The organism is Spiroplasma kunkelii CR2-3x, assembly GCF_001274875.1.
In the GTDB taxonomy this organism is placed as follows: domain Bacteria; phylum Bacillota_I; class Bacilli_A; order Mycoplasmatales; family Mycoplasmataceae; genus Spiroplasma; species Spiroplasma kunkelii.
Window position 1 is genome coordinate 323,214 of record NZ_CP010899.1, and the last position, 16,721, is coordinate 339,934.

Annotated in this window: 18 protein-coding genes and 2 tRNA genes; 15 read left to right on the top strand and 5 right to left on the bottom strand. The window is 28.5% G+C overall.

Going from position 1 to position 16,721, the window contains the following annotated elements; all coding sequences use genetic code 4:
* Nucleotides 1–168 precede the first annotated feature (168 nt).
* From SKUN_RS01715 to SKUN_RS01725, 3 genes are all read left to right on the top strand, one after another.
* Entirely contained in the window at nucleotides 169–2,232 is a 2,064-nt protein-coding gene (locus tag SKUN_RS01715; protein WP_053390607.1) for a fructose-specific PTS transporter subunit EIIC, read from the top strand.
* 70 nt (nucleotides 2,233–2,302) lie between these two features.
* Nucleotides 2,303–3,235 carry a 1-phosphofructokinase gene (gene pfkB, locus SKUN_RS01720; RefSeq protein ID WP_053390608.1) on the top strand — a complete coding sequence of 311 codons (933 nt, stop codon included), beginning with the start codon at nucleotides 2,303–2,305 and terminating at the stop codon, nucleotides 3,233–3,235.
* Between the two features lie 271 nt (nucleotides 3,236–3,506).
* A complete protein-coding gene (locus SKUN_RS01725) occupies nucleotides 3,507–3,851 on the top strand; it encodes an ATP-binding cassette domain-containing protein (protein WP_235511272.1) in 345 nt (114 codons plus the stop codon).
* 373 nt (nucleotides 3,852–4,224) lie between these two features.
* Here SKUN_RS01725 and SKUN_RS10250 read toward each other — a convergent pair whose 3' ends face one another.
* Together SKUN_RS10250 and SKUN_RS10255 are read right to left on the bottom strand one after the other, a co-directional pair.
* Complete coding sequence (locus SKUN_RS10250; RefSeq protein WP_162489919.1) at nucleotides 4,225–4,365, bottom strand: hypothetical protein; 141 nt, start codon at nucleotides 4,363–4,365, stop codon at nucleotides 4,225–4,227.
* A 138-nt stretch (nucleotides 4,366–4,503) separates the two neighbouring features.
* Nucleotides 4,504–4,659 (bottom strand): hypothetical protein, encoded by a 156-nt coding sequence (locus SKUN_RS10255; protein ID WP_235511273.1) that lies wholly within the window; start codon nucleotides 4,657–4,659, stop codon nucleotides 4,504–4,506.
* A gap of 220 nt (nucleotides 4,660–4,879) precedes the next feature.
* On the opposite strand from SKUN_RS10255, the gene SKUN_RS01735 reads away from it, so the two are divergent.
* From SKUN_RS01735 to SKUN_RS01770, 8 genes are all read left to right on the top strand, one after another.
* On the top strand, nucleotides 4,880–5,128 hold the full coding sequence (locus tag SKUN_RS01735; RefSeq protein ID WP_053390609.1) for a hypothetical protein: 249 nt from the start codon (nucleotides 4,880–4,882) through the stop codon (nucleotides 5,126–5,128).
* A 125-nt stretch (nucleotides 5,129–5,253) separates the two neighbouring features.
* Nucleotides 5,254–7,338, top strand: coding sequence for a PTS transporter subunit EIIC (locus SKUN_RS01740; protein ID WP_053390610.1), 2,085 nt, complete (start codon nucleotides 5,254–5,256; stop codon nucleotides 7,336–7,338).
* Nucleotides 7,339–7,449: 111 nt separating this feature from the next.
* A complete protein-coding gene (rlmN, locus tag SKUN_RS01745; RefSeq protein WP_053390611.1) occupies nucleotides 7,450–8,487 on the top strand; it encodes a 23S rRNA (adenine(2503)-C(2))-methyltransferase RlmN in 1,038 nt (345 codons plus the stop codon).
* Between the two features lie 2 nt (nucleotides 8,488–8,489).
* Nucleotides 8,490–9,251, top strand: a complete 762-nt coding sequence (locus SKUN_RS01750) for a PP2C family protein-serine/threonine phosphatase (RefSeq protein ID WP_053390612.1) — start codon at nucleotides 8,490–8,492, stop codon at nucleotides 9,249–9,251.
* A gap of 93 nt (nucleotides 9,252–9,344) precedes the next feature.
* Nucleotides 9,345–10,358, top strand: coding sequence for a protein kinase domain-containing protein (locus SKUN_RS01755; protein WP_053390613.1), 1,014 nt, complete (start codon nucleotides 9,345–9,347; stop codon nucleotides 10,356–10,358).
* 6 nt (nucleotides 10,359–10,364) lie between these two features.
* Entirely contained in the window at nucleotides 10,365–11,234 is an 870-nt protein-coding gene (gene rsgA / locus SKUN_RS01760; RefSeq protein ID WP_053390614.1) for a ribosome small subunit-dependent GTPase A, read from the top strand.
* Nucleotides 11,235–11,246: 12 nt separating this feature from the next.
* Nucleotides 11,247–11,927, top strand: coding sequence for a ribulose-phosphate 3-epimerase (gene rpe / locus SKUN_RS01765; RefSeq protein WP_053390615.1), 681 nt, complete (start codon nucleotides 11,247–11,249; stop codon nucleotides 11,925–11,927).
* The gene (locus tag SKUN_RS01770; protein ID WP_053390616.1) at nucleotides 11,914–12,522 is read left to right on the top strand and encodes a thiamine diphosphokinase; all 609 of its coding nucleotides are present in this window, start codon (nucleotides 11,914–11,916) and stop codon (nucleotides 12,520–12,522) included. The genes rpe and SKUN_RS01770 overlap by 14 nt, the downstream gene beginning before the upstream one ends.
* 54 nt (nucleotides 12,523–12,576) lie before the next feature.
* Here SKUN_RS01770 and SKUN_RS01775 read toward each other — a convergent pair.
* The 3 genes from SKUN_RS01775 to SKUN_RS10260 all read right to left on the bottom strand — a co-directional run bounded on the left by SKUN_RS01775 (nucleotide 12,577) and on the right by SKUN_RS10260 (nucleotide 13,708).
* Nucleotides 12,577–12,661, bottom strand: a tRNA-Leu gene (locus tag SKUN_RS01775).
* A gap of 107 nt (nucleotides 12,662–12,768) precedes the next feature.
* Nucleotides 12,769–12,966 carry a 50S ribosomal protein L28 gene (gene rpmB / locus SKUN_RS01780; protein WP_053390617.1) on the bottom strand — a complete coding sequence of 66 codons (198 nt, stop codon included), beginning with the start codon at nucleotides 12,964–12,966 and terminating at the stop codon, nucleotides 12,769–12,771.
* A gap of 595 nt (nucleotides 12,967–13,561) precedes the next feature.
* Complete coding sequence (locus tag SKUN_RS10260) at nucleotides 13,562–13,708, bottom strand: hypothetical protein (RefSeq protein ID WP_235511275.1); 147 nt, start codon at nucleotides 13,706–13,708, stop codon at nucleotides 13,562–13,564.
* 282 nt (nucleotides 13,709–13,990) lie between these two features.
* Here SKUN_RS10260 and SKUN_RS01790 point away from each other — a divergent pair, with 282 nt between their 5' ends.
* The 4 genes from SKUN_RS01790 to SKUN_RS01805 all read left to right on the top strand — a co-directional run bounded on the left by SKUN_RS01790 (nucleotide 13,991) and on the right by SKUN_RS01805 (nucleotide 16,699).
* Nucleotides 13,991–14,227, top strand: coding sequence for a hypothetical protein (locus SKUN_RS01790; protein WP_235511276.1), 237 nt, complete (start codon nucleotides 13,991–13,993; stop codon nucleotides 14,225–14,227).
* 236 nt (nucleotides 14,228–14,463) lie between these two features.
* Nucleotides 14,464–14,802 carry an Asp23/Gls24 family envelope stress response protein gene (locus tag SKUN_RS01795; protein ID WP_053390618.1) on the top strand — a complete coding sequence of 113 codons (339 nt, stop codon included), beginning with the start codon at nucleotides 14,464–14,466 and terminating at the stop codon, nucleotides 14,800–14,802.
* A gap of 111 nt (nucleotides 14,803–14,913) precedes the next feature.
* Complete coding sequence (locus tag SKUN_RS01800) at nucleotides 14,914–16,533, top strand: DAK2 domain-containing protein (RefSeq protein ID WP_053390619.1); 1,620 nt, start codon at nucleotides 14,914–14,916, stop codon at nucleotides 16,531–16,533.
* A 90-nt stretch (nucleotides 16,534–16,623) separates the two neighbouring features.
* Nucleotides 16,624–16,699: transfer RNA gene (locus SKUN_RS01805), tRNA-Cys, on the top strand.
* Nucleotides 16,700–16,721: the final 22 nt, after the last annotated feature.

The window sequence follows — 16,721 nt, forward strand, 5'->3', positions numbered from 1 at the left end:
GATGAAGCAATGATTAATGATTAAAGCAGAGGTTATTAAAAAAGCAACAAAAAGTTATATTCTTGCTGATTCATAAAAATTTAACATTAAATTATTAGTAAAATTCGCTTCTCGTTTGGAAGTTAAAATTATTACAAGTTCATAGAAAGGATCAAAAGATAAAAAAATATGAAAATAATTGATTATTTTACTGAAGCAACAACCTTTTTAAAAACTTCTGCGACAGATAAAGCTGAAGTCTTTTCAACATTAGCAACAGCATTAGTTAACAATGAAACAGTTACTGATTCAGCAAAGCTAATTAAATCTTTAGAAAAACGTGAAACAGAAGGTCCAACGGGAGTTGGTGATGGTTTAGCAATTCCCCACTGTTCAAGCAGTAGTGTTATCAAACCATCAATTGCAATTATGACATTAGAAAAGGCAGTTGATTGACAAAGTTTAGATAACAAACCAGTTGATATCATTTTTATGATTACTACGCCAGAACAAGGAGGAGAACAACATTTACAAGCACTAGCAAAATTAGCTAGTTTTTTAGGAAAAAGTGAAGTTGTAACCCAAATTCGTGCGGCCAAAAATTTTGCTGATATTCTTAAAGCATTTATTGAACCAGTTACTGACCACGATAAAATGAAAACCGATGGTCACTATGATGTTATTGGTATTACAGCTTGTCCAACTGGAATTGCCCATACTTATATGGCAAAAGAAAAACTGGAAGAAGCAGCAAAGGCAATAGGCTTAACAATTAAAGTTGAAACGCAAGGGCGTAGCGGTAATGAAAATGTCTTAACAGCAACCGATATTGCTAATTCAAAAGCAATTATTCTTGGTATTGATAAAAAAATTACGGGAATGGATCGTTTTAAAGGTGTTTCATATTTAGAAACAAGTACAAAAAATGTTATTTACAATGGTCCTAATGTTATTCAAGATGCTTTGAATGATAAACATTTAACAATTGGCAAAGGTGGCAAAGGTGGTAACGATGAAGTTGGTGAATTAAGTTTAAAAAACTTTAAAGATGTAATAAAAAACCTCTTAGGAGGAGTTTCACGAATGTTACCATTTGTGGTTGCTGGAGGAATTATTTTAGGAATTGGTTTTTTATTAGATTCAGGTAAAACAGGAAAAGATTTTGGGGTAACTCGTGATGTTGCTGCATGATTTTCGGGATTAGGAAAAGTAATCTTTGCTATGATGATCCCAATTTTAGGTGCTTATGTATGTTACTCGATTGTGGGACCACAAGGATTATTACCAGGGATGATAGCAGGATTAATTGCTAATGCTCCTGGAATGTTATATGATGCAGAAAATAAAACAGGATGAGCAAATACATGAGGGCGATTATTTCCTGATTCAATTTTAAACTTTAACTCAGGATTTTTTGGAGCCTTAATTGGTGGTTATCTTGTTGCCTTTGCTGTATATGGATGCCAAAAAGGATTTGCTCAGTTCCACCCATCACTACGAGGGGTTCGTGATATTGTATTAATCCCTGTTCTAACAGCTTTAGCAGCAGGAGTCTTAATGTTTAGTTTAAATATCCCACTAGGATATTTAAACTACGGTTTAAGTTTAGGTTTAAAAGCAATTTCTGATTATAATTTAAATGCTTTAATTGGAATTATTATTGGTTTAATGATGGCTGCTGATATGGGTGGACCAATTAATAAAGCTGCCTATGTCTTTGGAACTTTGACAATTGATTCTACACAAACAGCTTATGAAGGAATTCGTTCAACAAATGGGGGAACAGTCTTTATGGCTTGTGCAATGTTAGCAGGAATGGTACCACCATTAGCATTAGCCCTATGTACAAGAATGTTTAAAAAATATTGAACAAAAAAAGAGGTTGAGCAAGGAAATACTAACTATTTCTTAGCCGCATGTTTTATTACCGAAGGGGCAATTCCATTTGCTGTTGCTGACTCAAAACGAACAATTCCATCAATTATGGCCGGAAGTGCTATTACTGGTGCAATTGTTAGTGGTTTTGGTGTAACATTAGCAGCACCCCACGGGGGAGTTTTTGTTTTTCCGCTATTGCAAATTCAAGATAATGGTAAAAATTGATTTAGTATTTCTAATCATGGTGCTTCAATTGGGGTAGCAGTCTTAATTTCAGTTATTGCACTAATTATTGGAAGCTTTATTAGTGCCTTGATTCTTGGATTTTGAAGAATGCATGATGTTAAAAATAATAAAATTACTTTAGCAATTTAATTTAAAAAGTAAAAACCCAACTCATTGGGTTTTTATAATACTAAAATAAAAAAGGAAGGAATACAAAAAAATGATTTATACATTAACATTAAATCCCGCAATTGACCAAGTTATTGAAGTTCCTAATTTCCAGGTAGGAAAAACTAATAAAGCGATTAGTGAGTATGAAGTAATTGGTGGCAAAGGAATTAATGTTGCCATAATGTTGCAACATTTAGGATATTCAACTACAGCATTAGGCTTTTTGGGGCGTGATAATAAGGAAATGTTTGAATATTATTTGATAGAGCAAAAGGTTGGTGCTTGTTTTCATGAAGTTAATGGTAAAAACCGAACTAATATAAAAATTAAAAGTTTAGAAATAAAACAAGAAACAGAATTAAATGGTCTTTCTTTTTATGTTAGTGCTGATGATGTTATGGCACTGTTAACAATTCTTAAAACAGAATTAACCAAAAATGATTGTTTAATTATTTCTGGTTCATTACCACGCAATTGTCCATCTGATTTATATCAAACAATTAGTACTTACTGTGATGAAAATGAAATCTTATTTGTTGTTGATGCAACAAAGGATGTTTTATTATCAACTTTATCAGCTAAACCATTCTTAATTAAACCAAATTTAGCGGAATTAAATGAACTATTTGAAACAAATTACCAATTTACTCAAAAAGTAGAAATTGTTGCTTTAGGAAAAAGATTGCAAGAACAAGGGGTACAAAATGTTTTAATTAGTAGTGGTAAGGATGGTAGTATCTTAATTACTACAACAAATGTTTATGTTGGTAATACTGCAACAGGACAATTAATTAATTCAGTTGGCGCTGGTGATTCAATGGTTGCTGGATTTGTTGGAGCATATTTAGCAACAAATGATTATCAAGAAGCAATGTTAACTGGTATTTGTGCTGGATCAGCGACATCATTTAGTCAAGGGATTGCTGACAAATTGTTAGTGGAAAGTTTAAAACAACAAATCAAAATTAGTACTTTTAGATAAAAAAATGATATTTAAGAATATCATTTTTTTATTTTATATAATATTCCATTAAATAAAATATTTTCATTTTAACTTTATCGTAAATAAAGCGTAATTTGTCAAATTATACCATTTTCAAGAAAAAATATTCCATTTTATACTCTCCAAAGAAGTATTATAATTGATCTTAGGAAAGTAAAATTCTCAATTCGAACAATTTTTGATATCATAAATATTCATTAACAAGATTTAAAAAGATATATTTTGGGCATAAACCATAATTGCAACAGCAATGAACAATAATAAGGAAGAATTTACTTTAAAATATGATTATTTTATGGCAATTATATTAGAAGACAAAGCTATTAGTAAAAAATACCATCAAAAATTTGTTTTAAAAGATGTTAATTTAATAATTCATCAACATGGAAAAAGTGGTTTAATTGGTGCTAATGGAAGTGGTAAAACAACATTAAGCGAGATTATTGCTGGTGTCCGAAAGCCTAATAATGGTGAAATTATTTATCAACCAAATTTAACCATTGGAATGCAGTTTAAAAATTTCCAATATCCACTTGGGTTAACAATAATGGATATTATTAAATATTATTGTAAAGTATTTCAGTTATCTTTCTAACAGGATTAAATTAAACAATTAATTAGAACTTATCAGTTAACAGAAGTTGTTAAAAAAAGATTGTTAAATTATCAGGAGATCAGCAAATAATAACCGAATTAGCAAAAGTTTACTATGATTGATGTGACTTTAGTTATTAATAATCCTAACATTGATCAATTATATAAAATTAAACATAAAATTTTATTTGAAGTTCATATAAAAGAAAAAGAGCGTTTTTCCAGCATTATCTTCTAAAATTGTTCAAATTTTAATATCTGATATCATTTTTCGAAGTTTATTAAAAATTAATCCAAATTTGGAAAATAAGATTAACACAACTAACGCAATTACAGAATACTACAATAAAAGTTCTAATAAAAATAAAGACCTCTTAATTAAAATAGTCTTTATTTTGTTCATTTTCAAACATCTCTTTTGTATAGTTAAAGACACTACCATACTTTTGAAGAATATCAGTTACTGCTGAATCAGCTTTATTTTTTTCTGCTAATAAATAGGATAACCCGCTCACAAAAACGTTCAATTTATTCCATATTGTGTGATACGAACAACATTGCTCGTTGATTAGTAATAATATTTTGTTCTAAAAATTGATAGTTTCTTTAACTGCAATATCTAAGCCAGTTGAAACTTCATCCAAAATTACTAATTATGGCTGATGAATAACTGAAAATGAAATGTTTAACCGTATTTTACTAGTAAATAGAATAGGATTTTGAATAATTTGTTCAATAACTGATAGTTCAGTATCAGTCAAAGTATTTTTATCATATGTTAACACAGACAACATAGAAACTCTTTTCATTAACCTCATTATGAAAATTATTTTAATAATATCAACTAATTCTATTTTACAACATATTATGCGAATAATAAAGTGGAAAATAATTTGTTAATTTAATAAAAAATGCAAATTATGCATATTTTTAACAAAATTATTCTATAATATAACTATAAAATAATGAAAATTTATATAAAAATCAAAATGTAAGGCAGTTATTTTAATAGAAAGAGTAAAAAAGACAATGATTCTAAGTTTATCGCCACAACATATTACATATTTATTAATTTTAATTTTTGGAATTATCGTGGGGACAATATTGTTAATTATTTGAATTTTCCAAAAGAAACGATTAGATAATAGCGGAGATTATTATTCTAAAAATAATAAAAATTTAGATTTATGAAATTATATTAAACGTAATATTGCGTTATATAGTGCTTTTTTTTGTTATGTTATTAGTATTTCCGCTCTTTTTTTATTCGTTTTATAAAATTATCATTATTTTAAAAAAATAAAAGAACTTTAATTTGTAGTAATTAACCTAACTTTAAGTTAGTTAAATTCTATAATTATTTAGGAAATATTAATTTATTATTTTAAAAGGAGAAATCAAAAATGAGTGAGAAAGCCAAGCTTAAACCTTTTATGTCAAAGGTTTGATGAAAACAATCAAATCAAAGGACAATGGGGACTTTAAGTAAATTAAGTAAAGCATTTCTGTTACCAATTGCGTTGTTACCAATTGCTGGAATTTTCTTAGGAGTTGGTGCGACTATTTCATCAAAAGTTGATCCTGCTTCAGCAGCTTGATACTTTGGAAATTTTTTAAATAAAATGGGAGATATTGCCTTTGGTAATTTGCCAGTATTATTTTGTATTTCTGTTGCAATGGCCTATACGGAGGATGCTGGAGTAGCAGCATTGACTTCAGTGGTCGGGTTTTTAGTTTTTAATGTAATTCAGTTGTCATTATTAAATGAGGCATATGCTCATATTCAATATGTTGTTAATATTGAGGGTGGTGCTTCACCAATTATGGGATTAACTGTTGATGGTGTAACATCAGTCACTCCAACTTTACTAACGGGTGAACAATTATTAAAATGAATGAGAACCAGTGATATTTATAAAGAATTAGTCAAAGGGAATGTTATTGTCACAATTGTTAGTTCATCACGAGTAACTAATCAATTTAACTTGTTATTTTACACTGGTCAAACATGAGCAGTTCAAAATAAATTATTAACTTCTAATTTAGGAATTAATTCATTAAATACTGGTGTTTTTGGAGGGATTTTTGTTGGAGCGATTGCAGCTTTCGCTTATAATCGTTTTCATAAAACACAATTACCTTCAGCGTTAAGTTTTTTTAGTGGGACAAAATTAGTTCCAATTATTATATTTATGGCAGTAATTCCATTAGCTTTTATTTTTATGATTATTTGACCATTAATTGGAACTGGGCTAGCATGATTTGGAAATAACTCAGGAAAATTACCAGTAGGGTTAGATTCTTTAATCTTTGAAATTTTTGAGCGATCATTAGTGCCATTTGGGTTACATCATGTGTTTTATTCACCATTATGATGAACACAAGCCGGGGGAAGTATGGCAGATTTAATCGCTAATGTTTCAAAAGACTCTTTAAATTATATGGTTTTTATTAAAGATTTACAAGGAGCTGGTTATATTGATGCTAATATTGATTTAAGTACAATTACAGTTGGAGCAGCACAAGCAGCAATTACTAGTTGAGTATCAGAACTAAATGCTTCAACAATAGCAGCAGTTGGTGATCAAACAATTATGTATAAAGTTATTGCTGATCCAAAAATTACCTTTACAATGGTTCAACATATGGGGTTAAATTTAGGACGATTCCAAAGTGGGAAGTTCCCATTTATGATGTTTGGATTACCAGCAGCAGCAGCAGGAATGTACTTTAGTGTTTCAAAAGAAAATCGAAAACAAGTAATGGGAATTTACTTTTCAGCAGCCTTTACTTGCTTCTTAACAGGAATTACAGAACCAATTGAATTTACTTTCTTATTTGTAGCACCATGGTTATTTTATGGTGTTCATATGCCATTATGTGCAATTTCATTTATGTTAATGGGATTATTACATGTGCATACATCAATGACTGTTTCAGGTGGATTTATTGACTTTATTGTCTTTGGTATTATTCCATTTGTTGGTGGAAAAGGAACAAACTTCTATTGAATTCTTGCAGTTGGAATTCCATATATTGGAATTTATTTTGCAACTTTTTACTTCGCAATTAAATATGGGAAAGTTCAAATTCCTGGTCTTGATGGTATCACAAAACTATATACTAAAGCTGATTTTAAAGCAAAAAAAGGCACTAATGAAACAACTTCATCAGCACCAGCAAAGGGTGATGCGGCAAAAAGAGAAAAGGCACGTAAAATTATTGAATTTTTAGGTGGTGCTGATAATATTACGGCAGTTGATTCATGTGCATCACGTTTACGAATTACAGTTGTTGATAGTAAATTTGTCAATCAAGATGGAATTAAAAAATTAGGTGGCAGCACCGGAATGCTTATTCGTGGTCAATCGGTTCAAATTATTTATGGTGGAGAACAAGAAGTAATTAAACCGTATATGCGTGAATTATTAGCTGAAATGCGTAATAATAAAGAGGCGGCCGAATTTTTAAATTCAAAACAGGGTTAAAATTAAATAGATATAAAAAAACATTAATTAAAAAATTAATGTTTTTTTGTTTATTTTAACAAATGCTATTTTGTGATAAAATTATAATATATAAAAATGGAGTGGAAAATAATGACATCAATTTTTGGATATCAAAAAGAGGAATTACAATTAGATTTAGTTGCGCATGGTTTTAAGAAGTATTTAGCAGAACAAATCTTTGATTGAATATATGTCAAAAACATATATTCTTTTGATGAAATGACAAATATTTCTAAAACTAATCGTAATAAATTACAAGAATACTATACGATTGAGCCATTAAAAATTGTTGTTGAACAAAAGTCAAAAGATGGAACAGTAAAGTTTTTGTTTCAGTTATCAGATGGTTATAAAATTGAAACAGTTTTAATGCCTCAAAGTTATGGTAATTCTGTTTGTGTTACAACACAAGTTGGTTGTAATATGGCGTGCACTTTTTGTGCCTCAGGACTATTAAAAAAAACCCGTAATTTATCAACTGCCGAAATTGTTCAACAAGTTATGATGGTTAATCGTTATTTAGCAACAACAGATGAACGTGTAAGCCATGTTGTTGTAATGGGAATTGGCGAACCATTTGATAATTTTGATAATACGCTTAGTTTTGTCAACATTATTAATGATTCAAAAGGTTATCAAATTGGTGCGCGCCATATTACAATTTCTACTTGTGGGTTAGTTCCAAAAATTAAACAATTTGCAGAATTAAAGACCCAAGTTAATTTAGCAATTTCATTACATGCTCCAAATAATACGATTCGTAATAAATTAATGCCAATTAATAAAGCTTATCAAGTAGAAAAATTAATGGATGCAGTTCGTTATTATATTGAGTTAACTAATCGGCGTGTTACTTTTGAGTATATTTTAATTGAGAATGTTAATGATAGTCGTGAAACAGCATTAGAATTAGCAAAGTTAATTCGAGGATTAAATGCTTATGTTAATTTAATTCCTTATAATACAGTTGCAGAAAATGGGTATCAACGCAGTACAAAAATTAATCGATTTTTTGAAACTTTACAACAGCAAAAAATTAATTGTATTGTTCGTCGTGAATTTGGGCACGATATTGATGCTGCTTGTGGTCAATTACGAGCTAAAAATGAAGGGATTATTAGAAAATAATTATGCAAATACGGTTTGGATACAAAACTGATATTGGTGCTTATCGTAGTAGTAATCAAGATTACTTTGATTTTGCCAATAATAGTTTTAACAATTATATTGCCATTGTTTGTGATGGGATGGGTGGTCATCAACATGGCGAAGTTGCCAGTAAAATGGCTGCTGATAGTTTGGTGGAACATTTTAAACGGACAAATTTTAATCATTTGTTCGATGAAGAAATTAATAAATGGTTTCGTCAAACAATTTTAGCAATTCAACAGGAAATGGTTACTTATGCTCAATTTTATCCTGATACAAGTGATATGGGAACAACAGTTGTTGCTGCCTTAATTGCTAATGGAAAAGTATATGTTATTAATATTGGTGATTCACGGTTATATAAATTACATCATGATAAAATTTATCAAATTACTACTGACCAAAATATGGAAAATTCAACAGAATATCGAGAAAAACAAGAATTAGAATTTCAAGGTCAATATAAAAAACAATATAATATGCATACTTTTTGAAAAGTATTAACAAGTGCTTTAGGACCAACAAAGAATTTAAAAATTGATACTTATGTTATTGAAGATATTAAAGGACAGTATTTATTAACCACCGATGGAATTCATGATTATGTTGATGAAATTGATTTAATCGAAACATTAAAATCAGCAAATAAATTAAACGATAAGGTTAAAATTTTAATTGATCGGGCATTAGAAAATCTATCAACTGATAATTTAACCGGAATTGTTTTTGAAATAATAGATTAAAGCACTGTTATTTTTATTTGTTGTTTTTTTCTTCTTAGTTTTTTGTGTTATGATGTTTACAAGTTAAAATAATAAGGTAAAAGGGTGCAGAAAATGGAACAAATCACAATTGGAGCAGTGTTACACAATCGTTATCATGTTTTAGCTAAAATTGCAGATGGTGGTATGGCTGAAGTTTTTGAAGGATATGATATGTTATTAAAGCGGCATGTTGCAATTAAAATTATGACATTAACATTATCAAAAAATAAAGAAGCAGTAGAACGTTTTAATAAAGAATATAACTCAATTGCGCAGTTTTCCCATAATAATGTGGTCAAAGTTTATGGTTCATTTCAGGCGTATAATCGTCATTGTTTAGTTTTGGAATTAGTTAAAGGTTATACTTTGAAAGATCGTTTACTAACATTAGGTCCTTGTACTGTTAAAGAATTATTATATTTTTTTGATGAAATTAATTTAGCTATTACGGAAGCTCATCATAATGATATTATTCATCGTGATATTAAACCAGAAAATATTTTGATTTCATATGATGGTAAAATCAAGGTTGCTGATTTTGGGGTTGCAATTTTAGAAAATAGTGAAGATTTAGAATGTGGCAAAATCATTGGAACATCAAAATATATGGCGCCAGAAATTGTTCAATCAAAACCAGCAACAAAACGCACTGATATTTATGCTTTAGGGATTATGTTATATGAGTTAGCGGTTGGGATGGCTCCTTTTGTTGGAAAAAATCCAACTTTTGTTGCAGTTAAACATGTTAAAGAATTGCCACTACGACCACGGTTAGTAAATCCTTTAATCCCACAAAGTTTAGAAAATGTTATTTTAAAAGCAATTGCAAAAGATCCTAGTGAACGGTTTCAGACAGTAGTAGATTTTAATACTAGTTTACAAGCAATTGAAACATCAGAACATCGCTCGGAAAAACCTTTAAAGTTATCAAATATGTTTGAAGTAAAAGGTAAGCAGTGTAAGCTTTATGATCGGTATTATTCTTATTCATGATTTTTAAGAATTAAGGTTGCTTGATGATTTAGTTTCTTACTAGTTTGTTTCATTATTGCCTTAGTTTGTCTTTGCTTGTTTTTACCAGGGTAGAATAATATGCACCAAACAGGAATGATTATTCGCATTATTAGCGAGTTTTGTTATGTTAAAAATGATATTGACCATCAAATTTATGTTTGCAAAGGAAAAGGATTATTTCGTCATCAAGAAATTAAACCAGTTGCTGGTGATTATGTTCAATTTGAAATTCAAAATAACAAGCAAGGAATTATTTATCAAATTGAACAGCGTAAAAATGAATTATACCGGCCACGAATTGCTAATGTTGATCAAGTTATTATTATTACAGCAATGGCAGAACCAGCTTTTAATTCATATTTATTAAATAAATATTTAGCATTTATTGAATACAAAAGTTTAAAACCAGTTATTGTTTTTACTAAAAAAGATTTAGTGAAAACAGATGAACTTTATCAAAAATATTTTAATTGATATCCAAAGTTAGGTTATGAGGTTTATTTTATTAGTAATAAAAAAGATGATAAAAAAGTATGACAACAATTTAAACAACTTTTTCAGAATAAAATCACAGTGTTAACTGGGCAAACTGGTAGTGGGAAATCATCAACTCTAAATACACTATTACAAGCAGAGATAATTAAAACGCAAGAAATTTCTAAAGCATTAGGCCGCGGAAAACATACAACGACAGCTAGTGCAATATATGAGTTATTAGATGGAATGATTGCTGATACACCAGGTTTTTCAACATTTGATTTAAGAGATTATGAAAAAGGAGGATTAGCCCGCTCTTATCATTTATTTAATCAATATGCTAATGAGTGTAAGTTTCGAACTTGCTTGCATTTACATGAGCCACATTGCAAAATAAAAGCATTAGTTCAAGCAGATGTTATTCCACAATTTTTTTATAATGATTATGTTCGCATTATGCAAGAACAATAGAAAGAGGTAATGATGAAAAAATATTTTGTTGCACCAAGTGTTTTAAGTGCAAATTATTTAATCCTACAAGAAGAGTTAGCAGCAATTAAGAAAGCAGGTGCTCAATGAATTCATTTTGATGTAATGGATGGTGATTTTGTACCAAATTTAACTTTTGGTCCAAAGATTTTAGCTGATATTACTAGTTATAGCGATTTATATCTTGATTGTCACTTAATGGTTAAAATTAAAAATAGTAGTGTTGAAAATTACTTGTTGCCCTTTATTAAAGCAGGTGCATCAGTAATTACTTTGCATTATGAAGCATTAACTGAATCACAATTAACTGAATTTTTAAGTTTACGAACAAAATTAAACATAAAAATTGGGTTAGCAATTAAACCATTAACTCCAGTTGAAATTATTTACCCGTATTTAAATCGTCTTTACTTAGTCTTAGTAATGACAGTAGAACCTGGTTTTGGTGGTCAAGCTTTTATTCCAGCAGCAGCAGCAAAGATTAAAATTTTACGACATTATCTTGAACAAAATAATGGCAAAACACTAATTGAAGTTGATGGGGGAATTAATGCTGAAACTGCAGCCCTTTGTAAACAATATGGGGTTGATGTGTTAGTAGCGGGTAGTTATTTATTTGACCATGTTGATTTAGCAGCAAGGTTGAAAGGATTATTAGCAGATGAAAGCAAATAAAGTTTTAATTGTTTGTTCAGAAACAAATTTAGATTTACAGCAGTATCAAGATTATTATAAAATTGGTGTGGAACGAGGTGCCTTAGATTTAATTAAAACTTTTGATACTTTTGATCTTTTTTGTTGTGACCAGGATAGTTTAACAACAACAGAAGTAAAACTAATTACTAGTAAAGCAAAAGAGTTATTAATAGTTTCCCAAATTAAAGATTATATTGATGGTGAATTAGCCTTACAAGAAGCGTTAAAATTAAAACCACAAGAAATTATTTTTATTGCACAAGGTAATCGCTTTGATATGAAGCTGAGTTGTTTTAACTTTATTTATCGCTATAATATTATTTTTATGAATGATAATACTTATGCTTATTTATTAAAACCAGGAATGAATGAAGTTTATAAAAAGGTAGGTTATCGTTATTTTTCATTATTTAGTTTGCAAGCAGCAACTGTGACAATTAGTAATTTAAAATATAATGCTAACCAATTAAAATTGTCAGAATTATCTCCTAATGCAGTTAGTAATGAATTTCTTACGTCAGTCGGGAATATTGATGTTTTAACAGGACAAGTTGTTGCAATTTATAGTAAATAAATTAAAGCAAAAAATAATCGGTTTTTAAAACCGATTATTTTTTGCTTTAAAATTTGGTACCCATGATCGGGCTCGAACCGATACGAATTTCTTCGGTAGATTTTGAGTCTACTGCGTCTGCCAATTCCGCCACATGGGCATTTGAACCTTTTTAATTTTATCGTATTTTAGAAAAAAAGGAAACATAAATTTTAAAATTTATGTTTCCTTTTTTTATTATTTTGTGAATGTGTCCTTGAACTTTATTTATTGAGTAATTTGACCTTTACGTTTTAATGTTTTTAAAGTTCTTGTTGCAATACGTAATGTTTTGACTTCACCATCAAGAACAATGCTTACTTTTTGTAAATTAACATTTCATTTACGACGAGTTGCATTTAATGCGTGTGAACGTTTGTTTCCTGATAAAGCTCTTTTACCAGTAATTTCACATTTTTTTGCCATAATTTCACTCCTTTATATCTACATACTATAAAATAATAACTAATTTTTAAATTAAAAGCAAGTATAAATATAATTTTTATGAAAACCTTTAGTTTTTGCTAAATTTAAATTAAAAAATGGATAAAACTATTGTTAAGAGCGTCATCCATCTTTATCTTATCTTGAATTTTCTTCAACTTGTGTTACCTGTTCTGGTTGATTTTTTTGTTGGTTCATATTTTTTACTTGTTTGTGAATTACAATAATATTATTTTTTGTAAATCTGTTAAATGTGGTTTGGGAGGAACAGGTGGTTTGCTTTTTTGATTGTCTTGTGCTTGAATCGCACTTGGTCTTGGTTGTGATTATAAATTTAATAATTTTTGAATAGATAATTTTAAATGTGGTGGTTTTGAAATTGGATTTATTTTTGTTTTAGGTAAATATCATTGGGTATTTTTTGTGGATCAATTATTGCTTTGTCTGTATTTAATACAAAGTTATTAAGTTTAGTTCTTAAATTTTGATAAGTACCACGAATTGTTTCAATAATTTATTTTCCATTTGTAACAATTTCTTCATTTTTATGTTGAAAATGAGGAAAAATTACTTCTTTTTATAATTCATTTGTAACATTTTTAATATCTGATAATTTTTCTAAATTTATTGTTTTTTTTAGATTTTTATCTTTTTTTATTATTTTAAGATATTTATTTTCTAATTTGTTAAAATATTTTAATAATGTTTTAAAATCACTATCCACTTTATCTAAAATTAAATAAAAATTTTATTTTGTTTATATGTTTACACCTTTTTTATTGTACAATAACGTTATTTACTAATTAAAATAGTCATACACTATTTATATAATATTATATAATAACTCATTTTATTAAAAAGTAATATTTTTTATAATATCGTAAGTTATTTTATAATTGAAAATTGTTTATTTACTTAGTATTTAGTAAATATTTTACTTAATGATTAAATTTTAAAAGGTGGTAATTAACTTTAATTTATAGTAATATTACATCTAGGAGGGAAAATGTTATGATTGAAATGACAAATGACAGTACGAAAAACAAGTGAACAAGGGAATAATCATTATTATTTTACTCAAACTTTATCATTTGATAATACAATTGTAGGAAAACGTAATCAAGAATCATTAAACCATAGTATTGTTCATGCAATATCTTCTTTAAGAGTACAACATGGATTTTCTTGAGAGGATATTAATGAATGTATTAAAATTAAAAATGTTTCAGAAAAAATAAATTAATACAAAAGACTTTGTTTTAAAATATCAAGAATTAATCTTAGCAGAAGAGAAGACATTAGAGAAACTTGTTAGTCCTAGTCATATGTTAACAAATATTGATGATTTTTTTAAATAATTTTAAATGGGAAAGACAACGAAAAGTTAACAATTTAATTAAGAAAATATAATAAATTTATTGCTTTATTATATTTTCTAGTTATAATTAATAACGTTAATTTAGTTTAGTGGTGATTTTTATGATTGAAAAAATTAATGTATCTAAAATTGCAGATTTAGTTCATGCAGCAGTAATTACAGTTCCTGGGGTCGCTGGATTCGCAAAGGTTGATGATACTAAAAATAATGAAGATAATGTGATAATGTTACTTAAAGATTACTCACAGTCAATTAAATTGAGACAAGATGGTCGTAATTTTTATATAGATATCTTTATTATTTTGCTAGAAGGAGTAAATATTAAAGATATTGCCCGAGAAATACAAATTAGGAATAAATATGAATTAGAAAAACTGGATATTTATTCAAACGATATTATGATTTATGTGAATGTAAATATTCAAGACTTATTAATTTAGGTAGGAAATTTATTAAAATGAGATATTTGAATGATGCAAGATTTACAGTTATATCACTTAGGAGAACTAAAAAAGGGAAATTAATTGATGAAAAATGTAAAGGTGATAGAAATGGAATTTAATGCAAAATCTTTTAAAGATTCACTGATTAGCGGTTATAATAATTTATATAATTTTTATCCAGAAATTGATAAATTAAATGTTTTTCCAGTTCCTGATGGCGATACGGGAACAAATATGAATTTAACGATGACTAATGCTGTTAAGGAAATTAATGAACTCAATTCGGAGTCAATTAGTAAGGTTGCTGATGTTTTTGCACGCGGCTTAATTATGGGAGCTCGTGGTAATTCAGGTGTTATTTTGTCACAGATCTTTCGTGGTTTTGCCAATGGTTTAAAAGAATTTGATGAATTAAATTTTGATTCAGTTAAAGCAGGGATTTCACAAGCAAATGAGGTTGCTTATAAAGCGGTAATGAAACCGGTTGAAGGAACAATTTTAACTGTAATTCGTGAAACTGCGGAACATGTTTCAACATTAGAAAAAGAAATTACTGTTCCAGAGTTATTCCAAAAAATTGTTGATTTTGCAACTGAGTCATTGAATCGTACTCCTGAGTTACTGCCAGTTTTAAAAGAAGTTGGTGTTGTTGATTCAGGTGGTTTTGGTTTAGTAAAAATATTTGAAGGCATTACAGAATATTGAAAAACAGGAAAAATTGTGCCACAACGAAAAAAACATGTTGAAAATACTGGTGAAAATATTGTTATGGATTTACAAAATGAAGAATTTGGTTATTGTACTGAAGCAATTGTAATGTTAGATCATAAGCATATTAATAAAATTAATGTAATGCAAATTCGCCAAACATTAGAAGATCAAGGTGGAAAATCAATTGTTGCAGTTGTTGATAATGATATTTTAAAAGTTCATCTCCATGCTTTACTTCCTGGTTATATTTTAACTTTTTTACAACAACATGGTGAGTTTAAGAATATTAAAATTGAAAATATGAATTTACAAGCAGCCAAACATGTTAAAACAATTAAAATTAATCGGCAATTGAAAAATATGGCCGCTATTATTGCTGTTACGCCATCAAATGGCATTGCTAATTTTTTCAAAACTGATTTAAATATTCAATTTACAGTTAATGGTGGAGCATCAATGAATCCATCAACGGATGATTATTTAAGTGCAATTGAAGCAGTTGATGCGGTTGATGTCTTTATTTTACCAAACAATAGTAACGCAATTTTAGCAGCGCAACAAGCAGCAAAAGTTGAACGTAAGTCCAATGTCTATGTTGTGCCAACAACATCAATTCAAGAAGGAATGGTAGCAGCTTTATCATTTGAACCGGGAGAGATACCGAAAAAGATTTATTCAACATTAAAAGCAAGTTTTAAAAATGTGACAAGCTTGTCAATTACTGTTTCAGCAAAAACAACTTCAATTGATGGTGTTAAAATTAACAAAGGAGAATATATGGGAATTATGAATAAAAAAATTATTTGTTCATTTCCAACCTTATCACGAACAATGAAATACTTGTTTGACCGATCAATTACAAAATCAACAGAAATTGTTACAATTTTTGTTGGTGAAGAAGCAGAAACACGTGATATTAATGCAATTCGAAAATATTTAGATGAAAGTTTTGATGTTGAATATGAATTTATTGATGGTGATCAAACATTATACCCGTTTTTAATTGCTGTAGAATAAATAAAAATAATATAATGAATTTAAGTTTTTTATTTATTTATCTTGAAATGAATTATGAATATGATAATATAGTAGGGGTTTAGATTTTATGGCACTATAGCCAAGGTGGATAAGGCATGGGACTGCAACTCCCCGATCGTCGGTTCGAATCCGACTAGTGCCTCCATTTAAATCTGGTCAACATTTAA